Origin of the sequence: Anoxybacteroides voinovskiense (assembly GCF_014196205.1) — a bacterium.
In the GTDB taxonomy this organism is placed as follows: Bacteria; Bacillota; Bacilli; order Bacillales; family Anoxybacillaceae; genus Anoxybacteroides; species Anoxybacteroides voinovskiense.
In genome coordinates, this window is record NZ_JACIDE010000027.1 from 1 (window position 1) to 19,767 (window position 19,767).

Annotated in this window: 23 protein-coding genes and 1 riboswitch; of the genes, 2 read left to right on the plus strand and 21 right to left on the minus strand. The window is 44.9% G+C overall.

All coding sequences use genetic code 11. The features are described 5' to 3' along the window. A partial coding sequence (locus GGR02_RS17320; RefSeq protein WP_221210882.1) for a hypothetical protein occupies positions 1–233 on the plus strand: 233 nt, incomplete at its 5' end. After that, positions 233–1,195: a M23 family metallopeptidase gene (locus GGR02_RS14640; protein WP_183185758.1), complete on the plus strand. Its 963-nt coding sequence runs from the start codon at positions 233–235 to the stop codon at positions 1,193–1,195. The genes GGR02_RS17320 and GGR02_RS14640, both read left to right, overlap by 1 nt. 13 nt (positions 1,196–1,208) lie before the next feature. Here the strand turns inward: GGR02_RS14640 and yunB are convergent, their stop codons facing one another. From yunB to GGR02_RS14745, 21 genes are all read right to left on the minus strand, one after another. Further along, positions 1,209–1,946: a sporulation protein YunB gene (gene yunB / locus GGR02_RS14645; RefSeq protein ID WP_221210883.1), complete on the minus strand. Its 738-nt coding sequence runs from the start codon at positions 1,944–1,946 to the stop codon at positions 1,209–1,211. A gap of 57 nt (positions 1,947–2,003) precedes the next feature. Then, a complete protein-coding gene (locus GGR02_RS14650; RefSeq protein WP_183185721.1) occupies positions 2,004–2,306 on the minus strand; it encodes a YunC family protein in 303 nt (100 codons plus the stop codon). Between the two features lie 51 nt (positions 2,307–2,357). After that, on the minus strand, positions 2,358–3,728 hold the full coding sequence (locus GGR02_RS14655) for a bifunctional metallophosphatase/5'-nucleotidase (protein WP_183185722.1): 1,371 nt from the start codon (positions 3,726–3,728) through the stop codon (positions 2,358–2,360). A gap of 15 nt (positions 3,729–3,743) precedes the next feature. Then, positions 3,744–4,559 (minus strand): sulfite exporter TauE/SafE family protein, encoded by an 816-nt coding sequence (locus tag GGR02_RS14660; RefSeq protein ID WP_183185723.1) that lies wholly within the window; start codon positions 4,557–4,559, stop codon positions 3,744–3,746. A 51-nt stretch (positions 4,560–4,610) separates the two neighbouring features. Continuing rightward, positions 4,611–5,459 carry a DUF72 domain-containing protein gene (locus tag GGR02_RS14665; RefSeq protein WP_183185724.1) on the minus strand — a complete coding sequence of 283 codons (849 nt, stop codon included), beginning with the start codon at positions 5,457–5,459 and terminating at the stop codon, positions 4,611–4,613. Positions 5,460–5,554: 95 nt separating this feature from the next. Beyond that, positions 5,555–6,952 carry a Fe-S cluster assembly protein SufB gene (gene sufB / locus GGR02_RS14670; RefSeq protein WP_066322855.1) on the minus strand — a complete coding sequence of 466 codons (1,398 nt, stop codon included), beginning with the start codon at positions 6,950–6,952 and terminating at the stop codon, positions 5,555–5,557. A 23-nt stretch (positions 6,953–6,975) separates the two neighbouring features. After that, positions 6,976–7,413: a Fe-S cluster assembly sulfur transfer protein SufU gene (sufU, locus tag GGR02_RS14675; protein WP_183185725.1), complete on the minus strand. Its 438-nt coding sequence runs from the start codon at positions 7,411–7,413 to the stop codon at positions 6,976–6,978. Continuing rightward, positions 7,403–8,623, minus strand: coding sequence for a cysteine desulfurase (locus GGR02_RS14680; protein ID WP_183185726.1), 1,221 nt, complete (start codon positions 8,621–8,623; stop codon positions 7,403–7,405). Before GGR02_RS14680 ends, sufU begins: the two co-directional genes overlap by 11 nt. Further along, on the minus strand, positions 8,623–9,933 hold the full coding sequence (sufD, locus tag GGR02_RS14685) for a Fe-S cluster assembly protein SufD (protein ID WP_183185727.1): 1,311 nt from the start codon (positions 9,931–9,933) through the stop codon (positions 8,623–8,625). The genes GGR02_RS14680 and sufD overlap by 1 nt, the downstream gene beginning before the upstream one ends. Before the next feature lie 15 nt (positions 9,934–9,948). After that, positions 9,949–10,728, minus strand: a complete 780-nt coding sequence (gene sufC / locus GGR02_RS14690) for a Fe-S cluster assembly ATPase SufC (protein ID WP_066322851.1) — start codon at positions 10,726–10,728, stop codon at positions 9,949–9,951. A gap of 288 nt (positions 10,729–11,016) precedes the next feature. Continuing rightward, positions 11,017–11,382, minus strand: coding sequence for a carboxymuconolactone decarboxylase family protein (locus GGR02_RS14695; protein ID WP_183185728.1), 366 nt, complete (start codon positions 11,380–11,382; stop codon positions 11,017–11,019). Positions 11,383–11,507: 125 nt separating this feature from the next. Further along, complete coding sequence (metQ, locus tag GGR02_RS14700) at positions 11,508–12,332, minus strand: methionine ABC transporter substrate-binding lipoprotein MetQ (RefSeq protein ID WP_183185729.1); 825 nt, start codon at positions 12,330–12,332, stop codon at positions 11,508–11,510. 20 nt (positions 12,333–12,352) lie between these two features. Further along, positions 12,353–13,018 carry a methionine ABC transporter permease gene (locus GGR02_RS14705; protein ID WP_183185730.1) on the minus strand — a complete coding sequence of 222 codons (666 nt, stop codon included), beginning with the start codon at positions 13,016–13,018 and terminating at the stop codon, positions 12,353–12,355. Next, entirely contained in the window at positions 13,011–14,036 is a 1,026-nt protein-coding gene (locus GGR02_RS14710; RefSeq protein ID WP_183185731.1) for a methionine ABC transporter ATP-binding protein, read from the minus strand. Before GGR02_RS14710 ends, GGR02_RS14705 begins: the two co-directional genes overlap by 8 nt. Before the next feature lie 81 nt (positions 14,037–14,117). Continuing rightward, positions 14,118–14,223: riboswitch (SAM riboswitch) on the minus strand. 120 nt (positions 14,224–14,343) lie between these two features. After that, entirely contained in the window at positions 14,344–15,651 is a 1,308-nt protein-coding gene (locus tag GGR02_RS14715; RefSeq protein ID WP_183185732.1) for an O-acetylhomoserine aminocarboxypropyltransferase/cysteine synthase family protein, read from the minus strand. Between the two features lie 112 nt (positions 15,652–15,763). Beyond that, positions 15,764–16,111 (minus strand): sterol-binding protein, encoded by a 348-nt coding sequence (locus GGR02_RS14720; protein WP_183185760.1) that lies wholly within the window; start codon positions 16,109–16,111, stop codon positions 15,764–15,766. 163 nt (positions 16,112–16,274) lie between these two features. After that, positions 16,275–16,592: a thioredoxin family protein gene (locus GGR02_RS14725; protein ID WP_183185733.1), complete on the minus strand. Its 318-nt coding sequence runs from the start codon at positions 16,590–16,592 to the stop codon at positions 16,275–16,277. A 14-nt stretch (positions 16,593–16,606) separates the two neighbouring features. Then, positions 16,607–16,948 carry a toprim domain-containing protein gene (locus GGR02_RS14730; RefSeq protein ID WP_183185734.1) on the minus strand — a complete coding sequence of 114 codons (342 nt, stop codon included), beginning with the start codon at positions 16,946–16,948 and terminating at the stop codon, positions 16,607–16,609. A gap of 111 nt (positions 16,949–17,059) precedes the next feature. Next, positions 17,060–17,443 carry a glycine cleavage system protein GcvH gene (gene gcvH / locus GGR02_RS14735; RefSeq protein WP_183185735.1) on the minus strand — a complete coding sequence of 128 codons (384 nt, stop codon included), beginning with the start codon at positions 17,441–17,443 and terminating at the stop codon, positions 17,060–17,062. Between the two features lie 64 nt (positions 17,444–17,507). Continuing rightward, positions 17,508–17,876, minus strand: coding sequence for an arsenate reductase family protein (locus tag GGR02_RS14740; RefSeq protein ID WP_183185736.1), 369 nt, complete (start codon positions 17,874–17,876; stop codon positions 17,508–17,510). A 54-nt stretch (positions 17,877–17,930) separates the two neighbouring features. Continuing rightward, entirely contained in the window at positions 17,931–19,715 is a 1,785-nt protein-coding gene (locus GGR02_RS14745; protein WP_183185737.1) for an acyl-CoA dehydrogenase family protein, read from the minus strand. Between the last annotated feature and the right edge of the window lie 52 nt (positions 19,716–19,767).

Consider the following 19,767-nt stretch of genomic DNA (forward strand, 5'->3'; position numbering starts at 1 on the left):
TCTTTTTTGCTCATCCCCCTTCTGTTCAAGGAATCCTCCCCTTGAAACATATGGAAGAGGATTTAGCTTCCTCCCACAAACATTTTACTCATACGTCACGTACGGTTTATTTGGCAATTTTTAATATTTATGAAAATCAGCAATCGTTCCAAACTAACGGTATGAGATTCGTCGAAAGGGGGCCAAAATTGTGCGTATCTTCATTAGCTGGATTACCGCCATCTTTTTATTGATGGCTACTTCATGGACGGCTTTTAGTAAAGAGCTAGACGTCAACGACATATACGCCAAACGCATGGAACTTTATAAAAAAGCAGAGGCGGTTTCGCTTATTCCGTGGTATTATTTCGCCGCGATTGATCAATATGAACGAAACGTCCGGCTCGTCCGCCGCGACCTTCCGAAAGCAACAGGAGTGCTCGGCATTTACATTCCTCCAGAACGTTGGGCAGGGCCGTTAAATAAAAATAAGCATGATACAAATCCGTTTACGATTGCTCAATTTGCTGGGCTTGGAATCGATGGGAATGGAGATGGGGTTGCCAATCCGAATGATGACGACGACGTCATTTTTGCGATCGCGCGCTATTTGCAAACGTATGGCACCGAGCATGAGCATATCAAAATTGCGTTATGGGACTATTACCAACGAAGCAAAACGGTCGATTTGATTTTAGGGAAAGTGAAAATTTACAAAACATATAAGACGCTTTTGCTCGATGACCATGCATTCCCGCTCCCACTTCACACTAATTATACGTATAAAAATACATGGGGCGATGCACGCGGTTGGGGGGGAAGGCGCATGCATGAAGGAACAGATATTTTCGCTCATTACGGGGTACCTGTCCGTGCGACATGCTACGGCATTGTTGAGTTAAAAGGATGGAATAAATATGGTGGTTGGCGCGTCGGGATTCGTGATATTAACAATACGTACCATTACTTTGCCCATTTAAATGGGTTTGCCCGCAACTTGCAAGAAGGGCAAGTCGTCGAGCCAGGGATGGTTATCGGTTCTGTCGGCAGCTCTGGATACGGCCCACCTGGCACAGCCGGAAAATTCCCGCCGCATCTTCATTACGGCATGTATAAAGATAACGGCTATACCGAATGGTCGTTTGATCCGTACCCGCATTTGAAAATGTGGGAACGCACAGAAAAGAGCCAGAAAAAACAAAGAGGGAGGAACTAGTTGCTTCCTCCTCTCATTGCACTGGAATTTCAAACGACGGGCCAGAGCTTGAGCCGTTATTATAAAAATTCGGCACTTGCCCTTGGATAATCCGCATCGCAACCGGAATGTTTTTCGACACAGTCGTTGGTTTCGTCGCAAATGGCATCACGACTTGCACGGTCACTTCAATGTGGATGTCGATTTCTACTAATGCGTTGTTAATCCCAAACGGTTTAATGGTTTTTTTTACATCTGACATCACATTCCCGAGAGCGTAAAAACGAACAGGGACGCGCGGACCAAGATTGCCAAGCAACGCATTATTCGTTGCTTGCCCAACTGGGATGTAGTAAATAATCCCATCGTTTTTCCCTCCGCCAACCTCTATATTCGGGCTTTCCAATTCGTGCAAATCCCCTTGTGAAGCGAGTTTCATTTTTTTTTGCACGTGAGTAGTCGCCTTCGCCAAAATGCGGCTGACGACTGCCCCGTTGAAGTCAATCGACGCAATTCGTCCATCTTTGTCTTGCTGAACAGTAATTAAATCTTTCACATCTAATCCTTCTTCTGTGATTTGTTCGTTAATGGCACTATCAATAACAAGGTTGGCAATTCGTTTCGTTTCTTTTTCCGCAATTCGCATGAGCGTCGGTTCAATTCCTCTATTTACTATCCAAAGACCAACAGTAGTGGACAATATAAAAAAAACAATAGTCAGCAAGACGACGTAACGAAAGGGAAGCGGCCCCCTTTTTGGTAAACGCCCCAAGCAAATCCCCCCTTACAAGCTATATGTATGCTCATGAGGGGGGACTTTTGTTATTTTTTAACGCATTTTTAACAACGCTTCTTTTCCTTTCATGCCTGCTGTAATTCCGAGCTGTTCGGCAGCGATAGTCACAGACTCAAGCGGAGCTTCCAATAGCTGCTCAATCGTTCGCACACCTACCGCTCTTGCAGCAATAATGCCACGGTCTTTTAGTTTTTCGTTTAACAGCGCAACATCTAGCGCTCCGCACATAATATACCCTTTATCGCTTGTCACCATGAGCAAATTTGTTTTCGGCAACTGCACGGAAATTGCTGTAAACGGATAGTTGTCAATAATAATCGGATAGACGGTAATCATGGAAACACCCCTTTCCTTCTTTCAATGTATGAAACAAGGAAAAAAGTGTGCCTATTGACGTTGCGAAAGCTTCCATGCCAATACGTCGCGCAAAAACTCCGGCATGTAATAAATTTTGTTCGGTGCTCGTTGAATTTCCGGATAAAAACGGCCGAACGTGAACATGTCGATCGTCGCCACGGCGTACGTTTCATTCGGATCAATCTCCCGGCCACCAATGAAAATATGGCGAATGTGCGTCGTTCCGTCGGCTAATTTTTCCGTCTGCAACGTTACACCGTCATACACCATTTCTCCCATCACTTTTCCACGAAAGCCAAATCCTCGGACAGAAAGATGTTTCATTTTTTCCGTATGTGCCTGTAAAATCACTTCTTTTAGTTCATCGCCTTTTAAATACACTTTACACGGGTTAATCGGATGCGGACAAATGCGGTGCAAATCTTTTTTCGTCACTACGCCCTTTGCAAGTGGCTCTAGCAGCACGCCTGCATTGACCATTCCGACGTCGCCACCGCACCATTCTCGCAACGCAGACGCTAATAACTCGGCAAACGGAGAAGGCGCAAACCACTGTAACGGTAAGTCAGCAGAAAGTTCAGCGACGCGTTCTTGCTCGAGCTGACGCAAACTTTTTCGCTCGAGTACTTGCAATGTTCGTTTCGTTTGCTCACAAAGAGGGAGTGCTTCTGTTTCAATAAGGGTTGCTTTTGGCGCCTCATTAAGTTCGACGACGCCAATGTACTGTCCATATTTTCCTGCCCCGCATAATAGCGTATGGTTTACCCATTTTCCTTCTGGCAACACGTGATGCGTATGCCCACCAAGAATAATATCGATGCCCGGAATCGTCTGCGCAATCGTTTCATCGTCTGTGATTCCTAAATGCGAAAGCAACACGACAACGTCCGCCTGTTCTCGCACTTCTTTTACGAGTGATGGCAAAAGCTCAAACGGGGAAGCAACTGTCCAGCCAAGCAGCTCGTAAAATTTCGTAAAATGCACCGTCACCCCAATAACGCCAATGCGAAGCGTATCCGAAACAGAAATAATCGTATATGGCTTTAGCCAAGGAGGACGATCTCCGCTTTTTTCAAAGACGTTGGCGGCTAAAACAGGGAAGCGAGCCGCTTCATAAAGCGTGTCAAGCTCTTGATGGTCGAGCGTAATGCCTTCATTATTGCCAAACGTCACTGCATCATATTCTAATTCGTTCAAAAGCTGGACGTTCGCCTTTCCGCGCGTCGCCTCCGTAATCGGGTGAAAGCGGTCGATAAAATCGCCGATGTCAAACAAAAGCATCGTTTCTCCCTTTTGTGCATGCTCTTTTCTCTTTTGTTGCAAAAATGCCACGATTTTCGGCCAATTTTCAAAATGGCTATGCACATCGTTTGTATGATATATATAAATCGGTTGTTTCAACAAGCAACACCTCTTTTACGAAATCCCTTGAATGACGAGGCGAACACCGAGTAAAATAAGCACCATTCGCAAAATAAAGACGACGGTGTTACCTTTTAGCCGTTTGTTCAGCCACGCTCCTGTTTTCGCCCCAAACCAAACGCCTGGCACAAGCAAAAGGACAAACAACCATTGCACATTCCCCATCACCATATGGGTCACAGAACTGACGAGTGATGATAAAAAGACGATGAGCATTGATGTCGCCACCGCAACATGCGGCGGAAAGAAAAACAATAAGATCATGGCAGGAACCATTAACGAACCGCCGCCAATCCCGAATATTCCGCCAAAAAAGCCGACCATAAACGAAATCGCAATCGCTGTCATTGGGTGGTAGCCGTACGTCACGGTATCTCCCTCATTCGTTATATATGTACGCGTGACGCGGAAATGCTTTTGTTTCGACTGTGTCGTTGCTTTTTTCGTGAACAGAAATAAAAAAGAAACACCAATAAGAAAAAGCCCGAAATAAAGCGAAAAATGCGACAAGCTTAACGATTGGTTGACCCACGCGCCTAACATCGCACCTGGCCCACTACCGATAAAAAAGAGCAGTCCGCTCCGATAATCGACCATTTTGTCTTTCATATACGACAATGTCGAGGAAAGTCCGTTAAAAATGATGACAACAAGCGACGTGCCTACCGCTACTTGCGGGGAAACTTCCGGTACGAGATGTGCCACCCCTAAAAACAATAGCGACGGAACGATAATGACGCCTCCCCCTAAGCCAACTAAACTGCCAATCGTTCCTGCTAAAAAACCGACGAGTAAAAGCAATGCATACATATCCCCATCTCCATTACATCTATTTTTTCTCGTTCTTTCCCACTCGTTCAGCTAAAATAAGTCTAATTGCCGTGGCGCTAAGCCGGTATATTCTATGCCAAGTAACTGCATGAATTGTTTCGCATTATCCGCCGCATCCCCACCGGAGTTATTGTTAAACAAGATGTAAAGATCCGTCGTTTGCGTTTCTAATTGACGAATATGCGCCACCCATTCGCGCAACTCTTGTTCATTATATCGATATAAATAGCGAACGGCTCGCCAATTTTCCCCGCTCGTCGCTTTGTTCCAGCCGTATACGTTGCGGCCGTGCAGCCGAATTAACGTTTTATCGCGGTCGGTCGGATGTAATACGGTCGGAATAGATCCTTCGCCAGCTTGCGGCTCGTCACAAATCGTATGAATCCACCGTTCGGCGCGCATAAATTGTAATGTTTTTTCATAAAACGGAGGCGAGAACCACGACCGATGACGAAACTCAAGCGCAACCGGTACCTCGCCCATCCGCTCCCGACACCAGCGCAAATAAGCGACATGCTCCTTTCGGCAATCAAACCATGGCGGAAACTGAAAGAGCACCATCGCTAACTTTCCTGCTTCCATAAATGGCGCAATCGACGTTAAAAACGCAGTAAACATATCGTCTTTGCTTTCATATGGAATTGCCCCACGTTCGTGTCCTGTCATCCCTTGGTATGCTTTCACGACAAAGCGAAACAACGCAGGCGTTTCCCGCACCCACTTTTCAACATTTTGCTTCGGTTGAATGGCATAAAAGTACGAATCCACTTCCACCGTTGGAAAATGCGCCGCATAGTGTTGCAATTTTTCTTTCGCAGACAACCTTGACGGATAAAGGCTGTTATGATCCCCCCAGCCAGTAAGTCCGATATAAATCATCCTCATCACCTTATTTCCATCATACCATACTCGCGTGGAAAAATGATGTAAAAAACCGGTCATTCGCTTGCACGAATGACCGGATGTTTAAACGATTAACCGATAGAGCCTTCCATTTCAAACTTAATGAGACGGTTCATTTCCACCGCGTATTCCATCGGAAGTTCTCTTGTAAATGGCTCGATGAAGCCCATGACGATCATTTCTGTTGCTTCTTGTTCAGAAATGCCGCGGCTCATGAGATAGAATAATTGCTCTTCCGACACTTTCGACACTTTCGCTTCATGTTCGAGCGAAATGTTGTCGTTTAAAATTTCGTTATACGGGATCGTATCTGATGTTGACTGGTTATCCATAATGAGCGTATCACACTCAATGTTTGAACGTGAGCCAGATGCTTTGCGCCCGAAATGAACGATGCCGCGATACGTCACTTTTCCACCTTGTTTAGAAATCGATTTGGAAACAATTGTCGACGACGTGTTCGGCGCTAAATGAATCATTTTCGCTCCTGCGTCTTGATGCTGTCCTTTTCCAGCAATCGCAATTGAAAGCGTCAATCCACGAGCGCCTTCGCCTTTTAAAATGACCGCTGGATATTTCATCGTCAATTTCGAACCGATGTTTCCGTCAATCCATTCCATCGTCGCATTTTCTTCGCAAACGGCACGCTTCGTCACGAGGTTAAAGACGTTGTTCGCCCAGTTTTGAATCGTCGTATACCGGCAATACGCACCTTTTTTCACGATAATTTCAACGACCGCGCTATGGAGGGAGTTCGTTGTATACACTGGCGCCGTACAGCCTTCAACATAATGGACGTGCGCGCCTTCATCAACGATAATTAACGTCCGTTCAAACTGCCCCATATTTTCCGAGTTAATGCGGAAATACGCTTGTAACGGCGTATCGACTTTCACGCCTTTTGGCACGTAAATAAACGAACCGCCCGACCAAACAGCCGAGTTTAACGCCGCAAATTTATTATCGGTCGGCGGAACAACTTTCGCCCAATGTTCACGGAAAATGTCTTCGTTCTCTTTTAGTGCCGAATCCGTATCTTTAAAAATGACCCCTAATTTTTCAAGGTCTTCTTTCATGTTATGGTAAACAACTTCCGATTCGTATTGTGCCGATACCCCGGCTAAATATTTTTGCTCTGCTTCTGGAATCCCAAGTTTATCGAACGTCGCTTTAATTTCTTCTGGCACTTCGTCCCAAGAACGTCCTGATTTTTCTGACGGTTTCACATAATACGTAATTTCGTCAAAATTTAAGCTCGACAAATCGCCGCCCCATTGCGGCATTGGCATGCTGTAAAAAATATCTAACGCTTTTAAGCGAAATTCAAGCATCCATTGCGGCTCATTTTTCATGCGCGAAATTTCTTCGACGATTTCTCGCGTCAATCCGCGTTCGGCACGGAAGACAGAAACGTCTTTATCCGCGAACCCATACTTGTATTCACCGATCTCCGGCATTTTTTTCGCCATTTCCTTCGCCTCCTTGAAGTCATTCACTGTTGTGAATGCAATCCTTTTTCCATCGCTTTCCAAGCTAACGTCGCACATTTGATGCGCGCTGGAAATTTAGACACGCCTTGCAGCGCTTCAATGTCCCCTAAATCTACCGAATCGTCGTATGCTTTTCCTCGCATCATGTCTGAGAAAATTTGCGAAAGCATAAGCGCTTCTTCAATCGTTTTTCCTTTAATCGCTTGTGTCATCATCGACGCAGACGACATCGAGATCGAACAGCCTTCTCCTTCAAACTTTGCGTCGACAATTTTGCCGTCTTCCACTTTCATCGTTAAATGAACGCGATCCCCACACGTTGGATTGTTCATGTTAATTTCCACATTTTCATCGTCAAGAACCCCGCGGTTTCTAGGGTTTTTATAATGATCCATAATGACTTGCCGATAAAGTGTGTCTAACGGATTATTAAAAGACATGGCTGAAATACTCCTTCGTTTTCTTTAATGCCACCACTAAGCGGTCAATGTCTTCTTCTGTATTATAAAGATAAAAGCTGGCGCGGGCCGTCGCCGTCACGTTCAACCATTTCATGAGTGGCTGCGCACAATGATGCCCTGCTCTTACTGCAATCCCTTCCGCATCTAATACGGTCGCCACATCATGCGGGTGAACGTCGTCAAGGTTAAACGTCACTAACCCTGCCCGTTGTTTCGGTCCGTAAATCGTTAATCCTTCAATCGCGGAAAGCTGTTCAAGCGCATATTGCGCAAGCTTGTGCTCATGGGCGGCGATGTTGTCCAAGCCGATTTCCTCTAAAAAGTCAATGGCTGCGCCTAACCCGATCGCTCCAGCGATAATTGGTGTTCCACCTTCAAACTTCCACGGCAGTTCTTTCCACGTCGATTCGTACAAGCCAACAAAATCAATCATTTCGCCGCCGAACTCTACCGGCTCCATTTGCTCCAGCAATGCCCGCTTTCCATATAATACGCCAATTCCGGTCGGTGCACACATTTTATGCCCAGAAAACGCTAGGAAATCGCAATCTAAGTTTTGCACGTCAAGTTTCATATGCGGGGCGCTTTGCGCGGCATCGACAACCATGACCGCCCCGTTTCGATGGGCAATTTCCGCAATTTGCTTAATCGGGTTAATCGCACCGAGCACGTTCGACACTTGCATGACGGAAACGATTTTCGTATTTGGCGTCACTGTCTGTTCCACATCAGTTAAGCTAATCGAGCCGTCCGCTTGCAGCGGAATATATTTTAATGTCGCACCTGTTTGTTTGGCGACTTGTTGCCATGGGATGATATTGCTATGGTGTTCCATATAGGTGATGACAATTTCATCGCCTTCACGCAAATTCGCGCGTCCGTAGCTCGCTGCCACCATATTCAGCGCTGTCGTCGTTCCTCGTGTAAATATAATTTCTTGCGTCGATTTGGCGTTAATAAATTTCCGAACCTTTTCACGCGCTCCTTCATACGCATCGGTTGCTTTCGTTCCGAGCGTATGCACGCCACGATGTACGTTCGAGTTATATTCGCGATAGTATTTCTCTAGCGCTTCAATGACAGGAAGAGGTTTCTGAGAAGTAGCTGCGCTATCTAGATAGACTAACGGCTTGCCATTCACTTCTTGCGCTAAAATCGGAAATAGCTGACGAACCTCTTTTGCATTCATCATTTAACTTTCCTTTCGATAATTTCAATTAATTGCTTTTTAACGCCTTCTAATGGAATTTCATTGACAACCGGCGCTAAGAAGCCGTGAATAATTAATCGCTCTGCTTCCTTCTTCGGAATTCCGCGGCTCATTAAATAATATAGCTGTGTCGGATCGACCCGCCCAACCGAAGCAGCGTGCCCTGCTGTCACATCGTCTTCGTCGATTAAAAGAATCGGGTTGGCATCGCCACGCGCTTTTTCGCTTAACATTAAGACGCGCGATTCTTGCTCTGCGTTCGACTTCGATGCCCCGTGTTCAATTTTGCCGATGCCGTTGAAAATCGATGTCGCGCTATCTTTCACCACGCCATGTTTCAAAATGTATCCTTCCGTATGCTTGCCGTAATGAACGACGCTCGTTGTAAAGTTTTGCGTTTGCTCCCCGCGGCCAACAACGACCGTTTTCGTATCGCCATACGAACCGTCACCGATTAAACGAGTAATGTTTTCTGAAACGGTATCGCCATCGTTCATCAAGCCGAGCGCCCATTCAATGCGACTATGACGTCCTGTGACGCCGCGGCGGTTTACATAGACGGTCGTTCCTTTCGCCAAATGATCGACTGCCGCAAAAAAGACTTGAGCGTTGTCGTTAGCAAACACTTCTGCGACAATATTAGCAACCGCGTTCGCCTCACCATGGATAGAAAGATAGTTTTCCACATAGGAAACTTTGCTGTTTTCTTCTGCAACGACGATGACGTGGTTAAATAGAGCCGCTTCTTTGTTTTCTTGCATATACACAGCTTGAAGCGGGGTTTCTACTTCAACGTTCTTCGGTACATATACAAATACCCCACCGTTCATTAATGCAGCGTGTAAAGCTGTTAACCGATGTTCATCGATGCGAACGCCATCTTTCATAAAATATTTTTCGACAAGCTCGCTATGTTCACGAACAGCAGTAAAAATATCGGTGAAAATAACGCCTTTTTCCTTTAAGTCCTCAGATAACGAAAGATATGCTGGCGTATTGTCACGTTGCACATATAAATTTTTTGCTTCGTCTTCTAAATTAATGAGCGCTTTCACCGCTTCTGGAAGTTCTTCTAATGAGGAAAGCGGAGCGCTTTGTACGACGTGATGAGAAAATTGCGTAAAGTTCCATTTCTCAATTTTCGTTTTATCCGGCTTTGGCAACGGCAGTTCTTCCGCTTTAGCAAGAGCTTGTAAGCGAAGATGTAACAACCAGCTCGGTTCGCCGTTCCCTTCAGAGAAGGTGCGCACATACTGTTGGTCGAATGGTAATTTTGTTTCTATCATCATATGTCCTCCTAACGCTTACACTTCTTGCTCAACAGTTTCGTCTTCAATGCCAAGTTCTTTCTTAATCCAGTCGTATCCTTCTGCTTCTAAACGGTGCGCTAACTCCGGTCCGCCGGATTTAACGATGCGTCCTTGCATCATGACGTGCACGTAGTCTGGTGTAATGTAATTGAGCAAGCGTTGGTAGTGGGTAATGATCAAACAGCCGAAGTCGCTACTACGCATTTCGTTCACGCCTTTTGATACGATTTTTAGCGCGTCGATGTCAAGACCAGAGTCGATTTCGTCCAAAATTGCAATTTTTGGCTCTAACATCATTAGCTGTAAAATTTCGTTCCGCTTTTTCTCCCCGCCGGAAAATCCTTCGTTTAAATAGCGGTGCGCCATGTCTGGATTCATTTCCAAAAACGTCATTTTTTCGTCGAGTTTACGGATAAATTTCATGAGCGAAATTTCGTTTCCTTCGCCAAGTCGAGCATTTAACGCTGCACGTAAAAAGTCAGCATTCGTTACCCCACTAATTTCGCTCGGATATTGCATCGCTAGGAAAAGTCCTGCACGAGCGCGCTCATCTACTTCCATTTCCAGTACATCTTGTCCGTCTAACGTAATGCTTCCTTTTGTCACTTCATATTTTGGATGGCCCATAATCGCCGATGATAACGTCGATTTACCAGTTCCGTTCGGTCCCATAATGGCGTGAATTTCGCCACCTTTTACCTCTAAACTTACCCCTTTTAAAATTTCTTTTCCTTCCACTGAAACGTGGAGATCTTGGATCGTCAACACTGCCATGAAAAATACCTCCAATTGTAAAAAGTTTGTGTATCTCATTGACTGATTTTACACACTTATTGTATTCTCATTTTATTCTCATTACAATCTTATAACAAATGAAAAGGCTAATCAACCATTTAACCTCATTACAATACTTTTTAAATAAAAAAGTTTCGAAAGTGTGTAATGAACCAATCTTTTCCGATAATTCAAGAAAACGTAGCCCCCAATCCATGCGATTACGAATCGTTTTTTCCTTATTATATTGGCGCAATGGAAGCGAAAAAGACCCCTTTCCGGAGTCTTCTAATGCTTTGTTGCTAGTTCACTAATACATTCTTGAACAAGTGTTACCGCTTGGCTCATGGCCGCCCCTCCAGCAAATGCTGCTGCAACACCGCACGTTTCTAAAATTTCCTGCTCTGTCGCCCCTTGATCCAGACACCCCTTTGTATGATAAATGGTACAATATTCATCTTGTGTTGCTAAACTAATGCCAAGAGCTATTAGCTGTTTTTCTTTTTTCGACAGCGCCCCTTCTTGAAAACAAACTTCCGTAAACGCATGAAATTGTTTTGCAACCTCCGGAAGCTTATTCGTAAACGCTCCTAATCCTTCCTTGTAACGCCGTAAAGCCGCTTCCGTCGAGGAACGGTGCATTTGCTTATCCATCCATATAACCCCTTTCTAACATGAAATTCGATGTTAGTATGGCTAAAAAATCGCTTTTCTATCACGATTTTCCACTAAAAAAGAACAGAGGCAACATCGCCTCTGCTCTAACTTCCTCCGCTTTTTTATTGTGCGGCTGGAATGACAGCACCTTTATATTTTTCTTTAATAAAGTCTTGAATTTCTTTTGATTGCAATACTTCTACTAATGTTTTAATTTCTTTACGATTTTCGTCGCCTTTGCGCACAGCAATGATGTTGACATATGGGTTATTTTTTGGCGATTCGACGGCAATTGGGTCTTTTGCTGGATTTAATCCTGCATCTAATGCATAGTTCGCGTTAATCACGACCGCATCGCCTTCGTTATTTTTATAAATTTGCGGTAAAAGCCCTGCGTCTACATCCGTTTTAAATTTTAGTTTTTTCGGATTTTCGACAATATCATTGACCGTTGCTTTCGTTTTGTCCACGCCGTCTTTTAATTTAATTAACCCTTTTTCTTGTAACATCGATAAAATGCGGCCATGGTCAGCGACGGAGTTGCTCATAATAATCGTTGCGCCTTCTGGCAATTCCTCAAGGCTTTTATATTTTTTTGAATAAATGCCGATCGGCTCGATATGAATGCCGCCTGCGTTGACGAAATCATACCCGTATTCTTTTTTCTGCGCCTCTAAATAAGGAATATGTTGGAAATAGTTAGCGTCAATTTCTTTATCCGCCAACGCTTTGTTTGGCAAAATGTAATCTTGGAACGTCACAATTTTTAAATCAATACCTTTTTCTTTTAAAATTGGTTTTGCTTTTTCTAAAATTTCGGCATGTGGTACATTTGAGGCGCCCACCACTAACTTTCCTGTTTCTTTTTCTTCGCTAGCGTTTTTGCCACCGCAAGCGGCAAGCGCCAGTACTAGCACCGCGACGAATAAAACCATCCATTTTTTCATGCTGTTTTTCCTCCTCTTTTTTATCTTTTATCTATTTTAGAAGTGACAAAGTCACCAATAAACTGGATGATAAACACAATAACTAAAATGAGCACAGTCGCAACAAATGTTACGTCGTTATGGTTGCGCTGAAAACCTTCCAAATATGCTAAATTTCCAAGACCGCCTGCGCCGACAACCCCCGCCATCGCCGTATACCCGACAAGGGCAATCGCGGTTACCGTAATACCGGAAATCAGCGCTGGCAGTGATTCTGGGATAAGCACTTTCCAAATAATTTGCGCTGTCGTGGCTCCCATCGCTTTCGCAGCCTCCATCACGCCTTTGTCAATTTCGCGAAGGGCAATTTCAACCATCCGCGCATAAAATGGTGCTGCACCAATAATGAGTGCCGGCAATGCTGCATTCGCTCCAAGAATCGTGCCAACTATTACTTTCGTAAACGGAATGAGCAAAATAATTAAAATGATAAACGGAATCGAGCGAAAAATGTTAACGACCGAAGAAATTACGGTGTTCGCCAGTTTATTTTCCCAAATGTTCCCTTTCGCTGTTAAAAACAACAACAATCCGAGAATAATTCCTAATATAAACGTAGCAACGACCGCCATTCCCGTCATATAAAGCGTTTCCGATGTCGCCGCCCAAATCGTTTCCCATTGGACGTTTGGAAATAAGCTATTCACTCGCCATCACCTCCACTTCGACTTGCTGCTGACGCATAAAAGCGAGCGCTCGCTCGATGGCGTCGTCTGCACCAGCTAAGTGGACAAACAGCACCCCATATGCACCGTGATGGGTTTGCGAAATTTTCCCTTGCAAAATGTTGACCGTTAAGTCGAATTGGCGGATGAGTTGCGTAATGAGCGGTTGCTCGGTAGAGTCGCCAACAAACGTAAGCTGCACTAATTTTCCGTTCGGGTATTGGTCGAATAAGTGTGCGATCGCTTCTTTCGTTTCTTCCGGCTCGGTCACTTGCTTCACAAACCGCTTTGTAATCGGCTGCTCTGGTTTACGGAATACTTGCAACACTTCGCCCATTTCGACGATTTTTCCATTTTCCATCACTGCCACACGATCGCAAATTTTGCGAATGACGTGCATTTCGTGTGTAATGAGCACAATCGTTAGCCCGAGCCGCTGGTTAATATCGACAAGCAAATCTAAAATCGAATCGGTCGTCTGCGGGTCGAGCGCTGATGTCGCTTCATCGCACAATAATACTTTCGGACGATTGGCTAACGCCCTTGCAATCCCGACGCGCTGCTTTTGTCCACCGCTCAATTGGGAAGGATAAGCATCCTCTCGTCCTTCTAGCCCAACGAGCTGAATCAGTTCATCCACCCGCTTTTGTCGTTCTTCTTTCGGAACGCCGGCAATTTCAAGTGGAAAGGCAATGTTTTCCCTCACCGTGCGTGACCAAAGCAAATTAAAATGTTGAAAAATCATGCCGATTTGCTGGCGTGCTTGCCGCAACTCACTGCCGCTAATTTTCCCCATATCCTTTCCATCCACAATCACTTCGCCGCTCGTCGGCTTTTCTAGCCCATTCAACAAGCGAAGGAGCGAACTTTTTCCTGCACCGCTATAGCCGATAATGCCGAAAATTTCTCCTTCTGCCACGTGCAAGTTGACGTGATCAACCGCCGTTACATTGCCGCTTGCTGCCTTATATATTTTCGTGACATTCGATAATGTAATCATGCTGCCCACCTTCCTTCTATGAAAACTATGAAAAAAGCCTTTCTGCTCAAGAGAACAGAAAGGCGTCATCATCCATTCTGTCTCTTATCTCTCAAAGCAAATGCTTTGTGTGAATTGGCACCATTTCAGCTACGCTGACGGTTGCCGGGTTTCATCGGGCACATCCCTCCACCTCTCTTGATAAGAGCGCATTTCACCGCTTTATTCAGTTAACGTTTTAACACGTTTAAGGACTTTTTGAAACTACGAATGTGATTGTATCACCAGAAGAAGGAAGGTGTCAATAAAAATTTTCTAAACTATTTTTCTACACCCGCGAATACATCGACCGCACACCTGTTGCGGCTTCGATCGCCTGTTCTAAGTCTTCGATTAAATCGTCCACGTTTTCAATTCCGACCGATAAACGAATCATATCTTCTGTCACGCCGGATGCTTTTAAGTCTTCTAGGCTTAGTTGTTGATGGGTTGTGCTTGCTGGATGAATAATTAAACTTTTCGCGTCGCCGACGTTCGCCACATGCGACCAAAGCTTGACGTAGTTAATCAACGTAGCCCCTGCTTCTCGCCCGCCTTGAATGCCAAAGACAACGACCGCCCCAGCTCCTTTTGGCATATATTTTTCCGCCAACTCTTTCGCTGGATGATTGTCGTGTTCCGGATATAACACCCAATTAACTGCTGGATGATTGTCTAAATACTCGACGATTTTTCTCGTATTGGCAATATGCTCTTTCATGCGCACATGCAATGTTTCTAGTCCTAAATTAAATTGGAAGGCATTAAACGGGCTAATCGCTGGTCCTAAATCGCGCAACAATTGAACACGCGCTTTCACAATATAGGCAGCCGCGCCTAAATCGGCATATACAAGCCCGTGGTAGCTTTCGTCAGGCGTCGTAAACCCTGGAAACTTCGGTGAATTCCAGTTAAATTTCCCTCCATCGACAATAATGCCGCCAAGCGTCGTTCCATTCCCAAGCAGCCATTTTGTCGCCGAGTGAACGACGATGTCTGCCCCATGCTCAATTGGTCGGCAAAGGTATGGCGTCGCAAACGTGTTGTCAATAATTAACGGGATACCTGCTTCGTGCGCAATTTCCGCCACCGCTTCAATGTCTAGCACGTGCAAGCTCGGATTGCCGATCGTTTCCGCAAAAATCGCCTTCGTTTTTGGCGTAATTGCCGCACGGAAATTTTCCGGATCAGACGGGTCGACAAAATGGGTCGTAATCCCATATTTCGGCAACGTATTCGCGAACAAATTGTACGTGCCCCCGTACAATGTCGAAGCAGAAACGATGTCGTCCCCTGCGTGTGCAATATTTAAAATCGCTAACGTAATCGCCGCCATCCCGCTCGCAACGGCAAGGCTGCCAACCCCACCTTCTAGCTGTGCGACCCGTTCTTCAAACACCGTTGCCGTCGGGTTATGAATACGCGTATAAATATAGCCCGCTTCTTTCAATGCAAAAAGATTGGCCGCATGCTCGGTATTCGCAAACTGATACGCATTCGACTGATAAATCGGCACTGCTCGTGCCCCGGTCACCTGGTCTGGCTGCAATCCCCCATGAACCGCAATCGTTTCTAGCCGATAAGATGTGTCGCTCACGTGTATCCTCTCCCCCGTCCTTCTCGGAAAGCATATGCCGAAAATACTTCCACGAGAAGGTAAATTATTTAACTTTTCTGAATAATAATACTATCATTCTTGTTCTATGGATTCAAGAGGCATGTCGGTACGGTTTTGCTAAATGAAATAACGATTCTAGCAATAAAATATGACGAAAGCTTCCGAAAACTGCTATTTCTTTTAGACGGAGCTGTTGTTGCAGTTTGAGCTCTCCATCAACTAGACTTTTTAACGCTTCTTTTGTGCCGTAAATGGTTACTGCTTTTTGTTCATCTACTTCCCATTTTCGATGCATTCCTTGTTTGGAGATGGAAAAAATCATCTCCTCCTCCTCCCATTGAAAACAAACATATAACGCTTCTTCCGGCAAAATCGGCAACAAATGTTTCAACGCATTCACCCGTTCCACAAACTGCTTGACTAATTCGTCCATACTCAGTTCCCCGCCTCTCTATTTTCCTTCTCCCTTTACTCATTCCATTTGGCGTGCGGGAACTCCTTTTACAACTTCTCGACAAATCCCCACGAAAACATACAAAATGTTGCCCATTTCCCGAGAAATATGTCAAAAAACGTCTGTTTATGCGAAAACCACCGCTCTTTTAGCGGTGGTTTCGGGCCATTTGGATTGTTTCATACAGATGAAGAACGGAATGAAACGCATATAGTTTTTGGCGTATCGTTCCATGATGAAATACAAGCAAGCATGGAACGCTTTCGATTTTCCATTCAATCGCACGTTCAGGCATATAATTAATATCCGCTTGGTAAAAAGGGAGGTGGGGGAATAGTTGCTCTACTACATCTAACATTCGCTTCGCCAGCTGGCACGTCCCGCACATCGGCGTATACAAATATACACAGGTTATCGCCTCTTGTTTCAGCTGTTCGTCCAATTGCTCGATTGTGATTGCTTGCATCTTCACCCCGTCCTTTATAAATCATCGACATGCACATCAATATTGGCACCTAATAACACCATCGCAATATGTTGTTTCGGTGCAGCGGCAACTTCTCGATACGTTCGGTCAATATATAAATGCTCCGCTTCTGGAAACTCACGGCGCAATTGTTTCCTTAGTCGCTCTCCCGCTTCGTCCGCATCGACTAAAATGAACACTTCTTTATTATACAGTGCTTCACTCCACTCGTCTAATTTGGCGCGGCTAATCGTTCCATTCGTGCAAATAATTTCGATCGGTTCTTTCACTAAATGTTCTATTTTTTTCTTGTCAGAGCGTCCTTCGACAATAATCACTTTTCCACTATCCGTCATAAACATCCTCACCTAAGTTAAAATGACTTATTGTATTATTCTATGCATTTTCTTGCATTTCCTCTATAACAAACAAAGCAATGACACTAACGGCCATTGCTTCGTACAAGTTTATGCTTCGTTAATCATTGCTTCGTATTGTTCCGCTGTCAACAAGTTGTCCACTTCGCTTATATCGGACGGCTCAATCACGATCATCCACGCTTTTTCATACGGAGATTCGTTGACAAATTCAGGGCTATCGTTTAACACTTCGTTCACTTCCACCACTTTTCCACTAATTGGCGCATACAGTTCCGAAACCGTTTTCACCGATTCCACGCTACCAAACGGCTCGTTTGCTGTTACTTCTGTTCCAACTTCCGGAAGCTCTACGAAAACGATGTCGCCTAATTCTGCTTGGGCAAAATCGGTAATGCCGACGCGCACTTTGTCGCCTTCGACGCGCACCCATTCATGCTCTTCTGAATAACGTAATTCTTTTGGTGTGTTCATGTCAAGTCCCTCCAACTGCAAATGTATTCTTTTTAATAATAACTGATTTTTTTGAAAAACTCGACTACCTTCCGTTTGCTTGTCCAAAAAATTTTTCGTATTGCTGTTCATCAAAACCGACGACAACGTTCGTTCCGTCTGTTAGAAGCGGCCGTTTCACTAACATGCCGTCCGATGCTAAAAGGTCGAGCAGCTCGTCGTCAGAAGCTGCCGCGATTCGCTCTTTTAATCCTAGCTCCCGATATTTTTGCCCGCTTGTGTTAAAAAATTTTTTCAGCGGCAACCCACTTTTCGCATAAAGCGTTGCTAGTAGCTCTTTCGATGGTGGCTCCTCCACTATATGTACTACATTCGCTTGTATGCCGCGTTCATCCAACCACTTTTTCGCTTTTCGGCACGTGCCGCACTTTGGATACCAATAAAACGTTACCATCTCATCACCTCAAAAATAACGAAAGTACCAGACCGCAGCCTGGTACTTCCATTATTACACAATATAACGTTCTGCTTCAATTAACGCCGCCGCTGCTTCACGTTTTTTCGCAATGACGTTAATTGGCGTATGACGAGTGAGTTTGCGCAATGCCGATAACATCATACGCAACATATCGCCTTGTTCGACCGCAACAATCGTTTCTTTGGCGTGTGCTTCAATTTCGTTAAACGCCTCTTGGCAGAAAATTTCTGTGTAAAGAATTTTTTGTTTGTTTTTCTCGACGCCGGATTTTTGAATCGCTTTTTCCGTACGAAGAAGCGCAGATTCCATCGCGTAAATGTTGCTGACGATATCGGCGATATTCACTAAAACTTCTTGTTCTTTTTCTAGCTTTGGACCAAATTTTTGCGCTGCTAATCCCGCCGTTAACAACGCAATTTTTTTCGCGTTGCGCACTAAATATTTCTCTTGCTCAAGCACGCCGTCTCCCACTTCTTCCGGCATTACCATCATCAACTCTTCTTGTAATTGCTGCGCTTTTTGTAAAAGCGGAAGCTCCCCTTTCATCGCCTTGCGCAAATACGTGCCTGGCACAAGCAAGCGGTTAATTTCGTTTGTTCCTTCAAAAATGCGGTTAATGCGCGAATCGCGGTATGCCCGTTCAATTTCGTATTCTTGCATAAAGCCGTAGCCACCGTGAATTTGCACACCTTCATCGACGATGTAATCCAATACTTCCGTCGAGAAAAATTTGTTCAACGAACATTCAATCGCATATTCCGCAATTGATTTCGCAATTTCTTTCCCGTCTTTTGCTTGCTCTGCATCCAACTGGCTCATCCGCTCTTCAAATAAGCCGACCGTACGATAAACAGAGCTTTCCGCTGCATATAATTTCGCCGCCATTGTCGCAAATTTTTCTTGTGTGAGCGTAAATTTGGAAATTGGTGTTTTAAATTGTTGGCGTTGGTTCGCATATTGGATCGTAACTTCAAGCGCACGTTTCGCTCCACCAACAGCGCCAACCCCTAATTTATAACGGCCGATGTTTAAAATATTAAACGCGATAACATGGCCTTTGCCAATTTCGCCGAGCAAGTTTTCTTTCGGAACGAGCGCATCTTGTAAAATTAATGTACGTGTCGATGAGCTTTTAATCCCCATTTTCTTTTCTTCTGCGCCCGTCGACACCCCTGGGAAATCACGCTCCACGATAAACGCGGAGAAATGCTCACCGTCTACTTTTGCATAAACAACGAATACGTCCGCAAACCCAGCGTTTGTAATCCATTGTTTTTCCCCGTTTAAAATGTAGTGTGTGCCTTCTGCGTTCAATTTTGCCGTCGTTTTTGCCCCTAACGCGTCAGAGCCGGAACCTGGCTCGGTTAATGCGTACGCTGCAATTTTTTCGCCTGTTGCTAGCGCTGGCAAATATTTTTGTTTTTGTTCTTCCGTACCGAACAATACGATTGGAAGCGAACCGATGCCGACGTGCGCGCCGTGTGAAATCGAGAATCCGCCTGCACGTGACATTTTTTCGGCGATGAGCGCGGAACTGATTTTATCCAGCCCTAATCCACCGTACTCTTCTGGAACGTCCGCCCCTAACAATCCAAGCTCGCCTGCTTGTTTTAATAGTTTCACCGACCGGTCAAATTCGTGGTTTTCTAAATGTTCTAATTGTGGAAGCACTTCGTTGACGACAAACTCTTCTGTCGTTTTCGCAATCATTTTTTGTTCATCGGTAAAATCTTCTGGCGTAAATACACGCTCACAAGAAACATCTTCAATCAAAAAGCTACCACCTTTGATTGCTTGCTCTGTTGCTTTTGTCATTGTTATTCCTCCCCCTTATGGTTGAACCGGTGAGGCGGACGATACCGCCTGC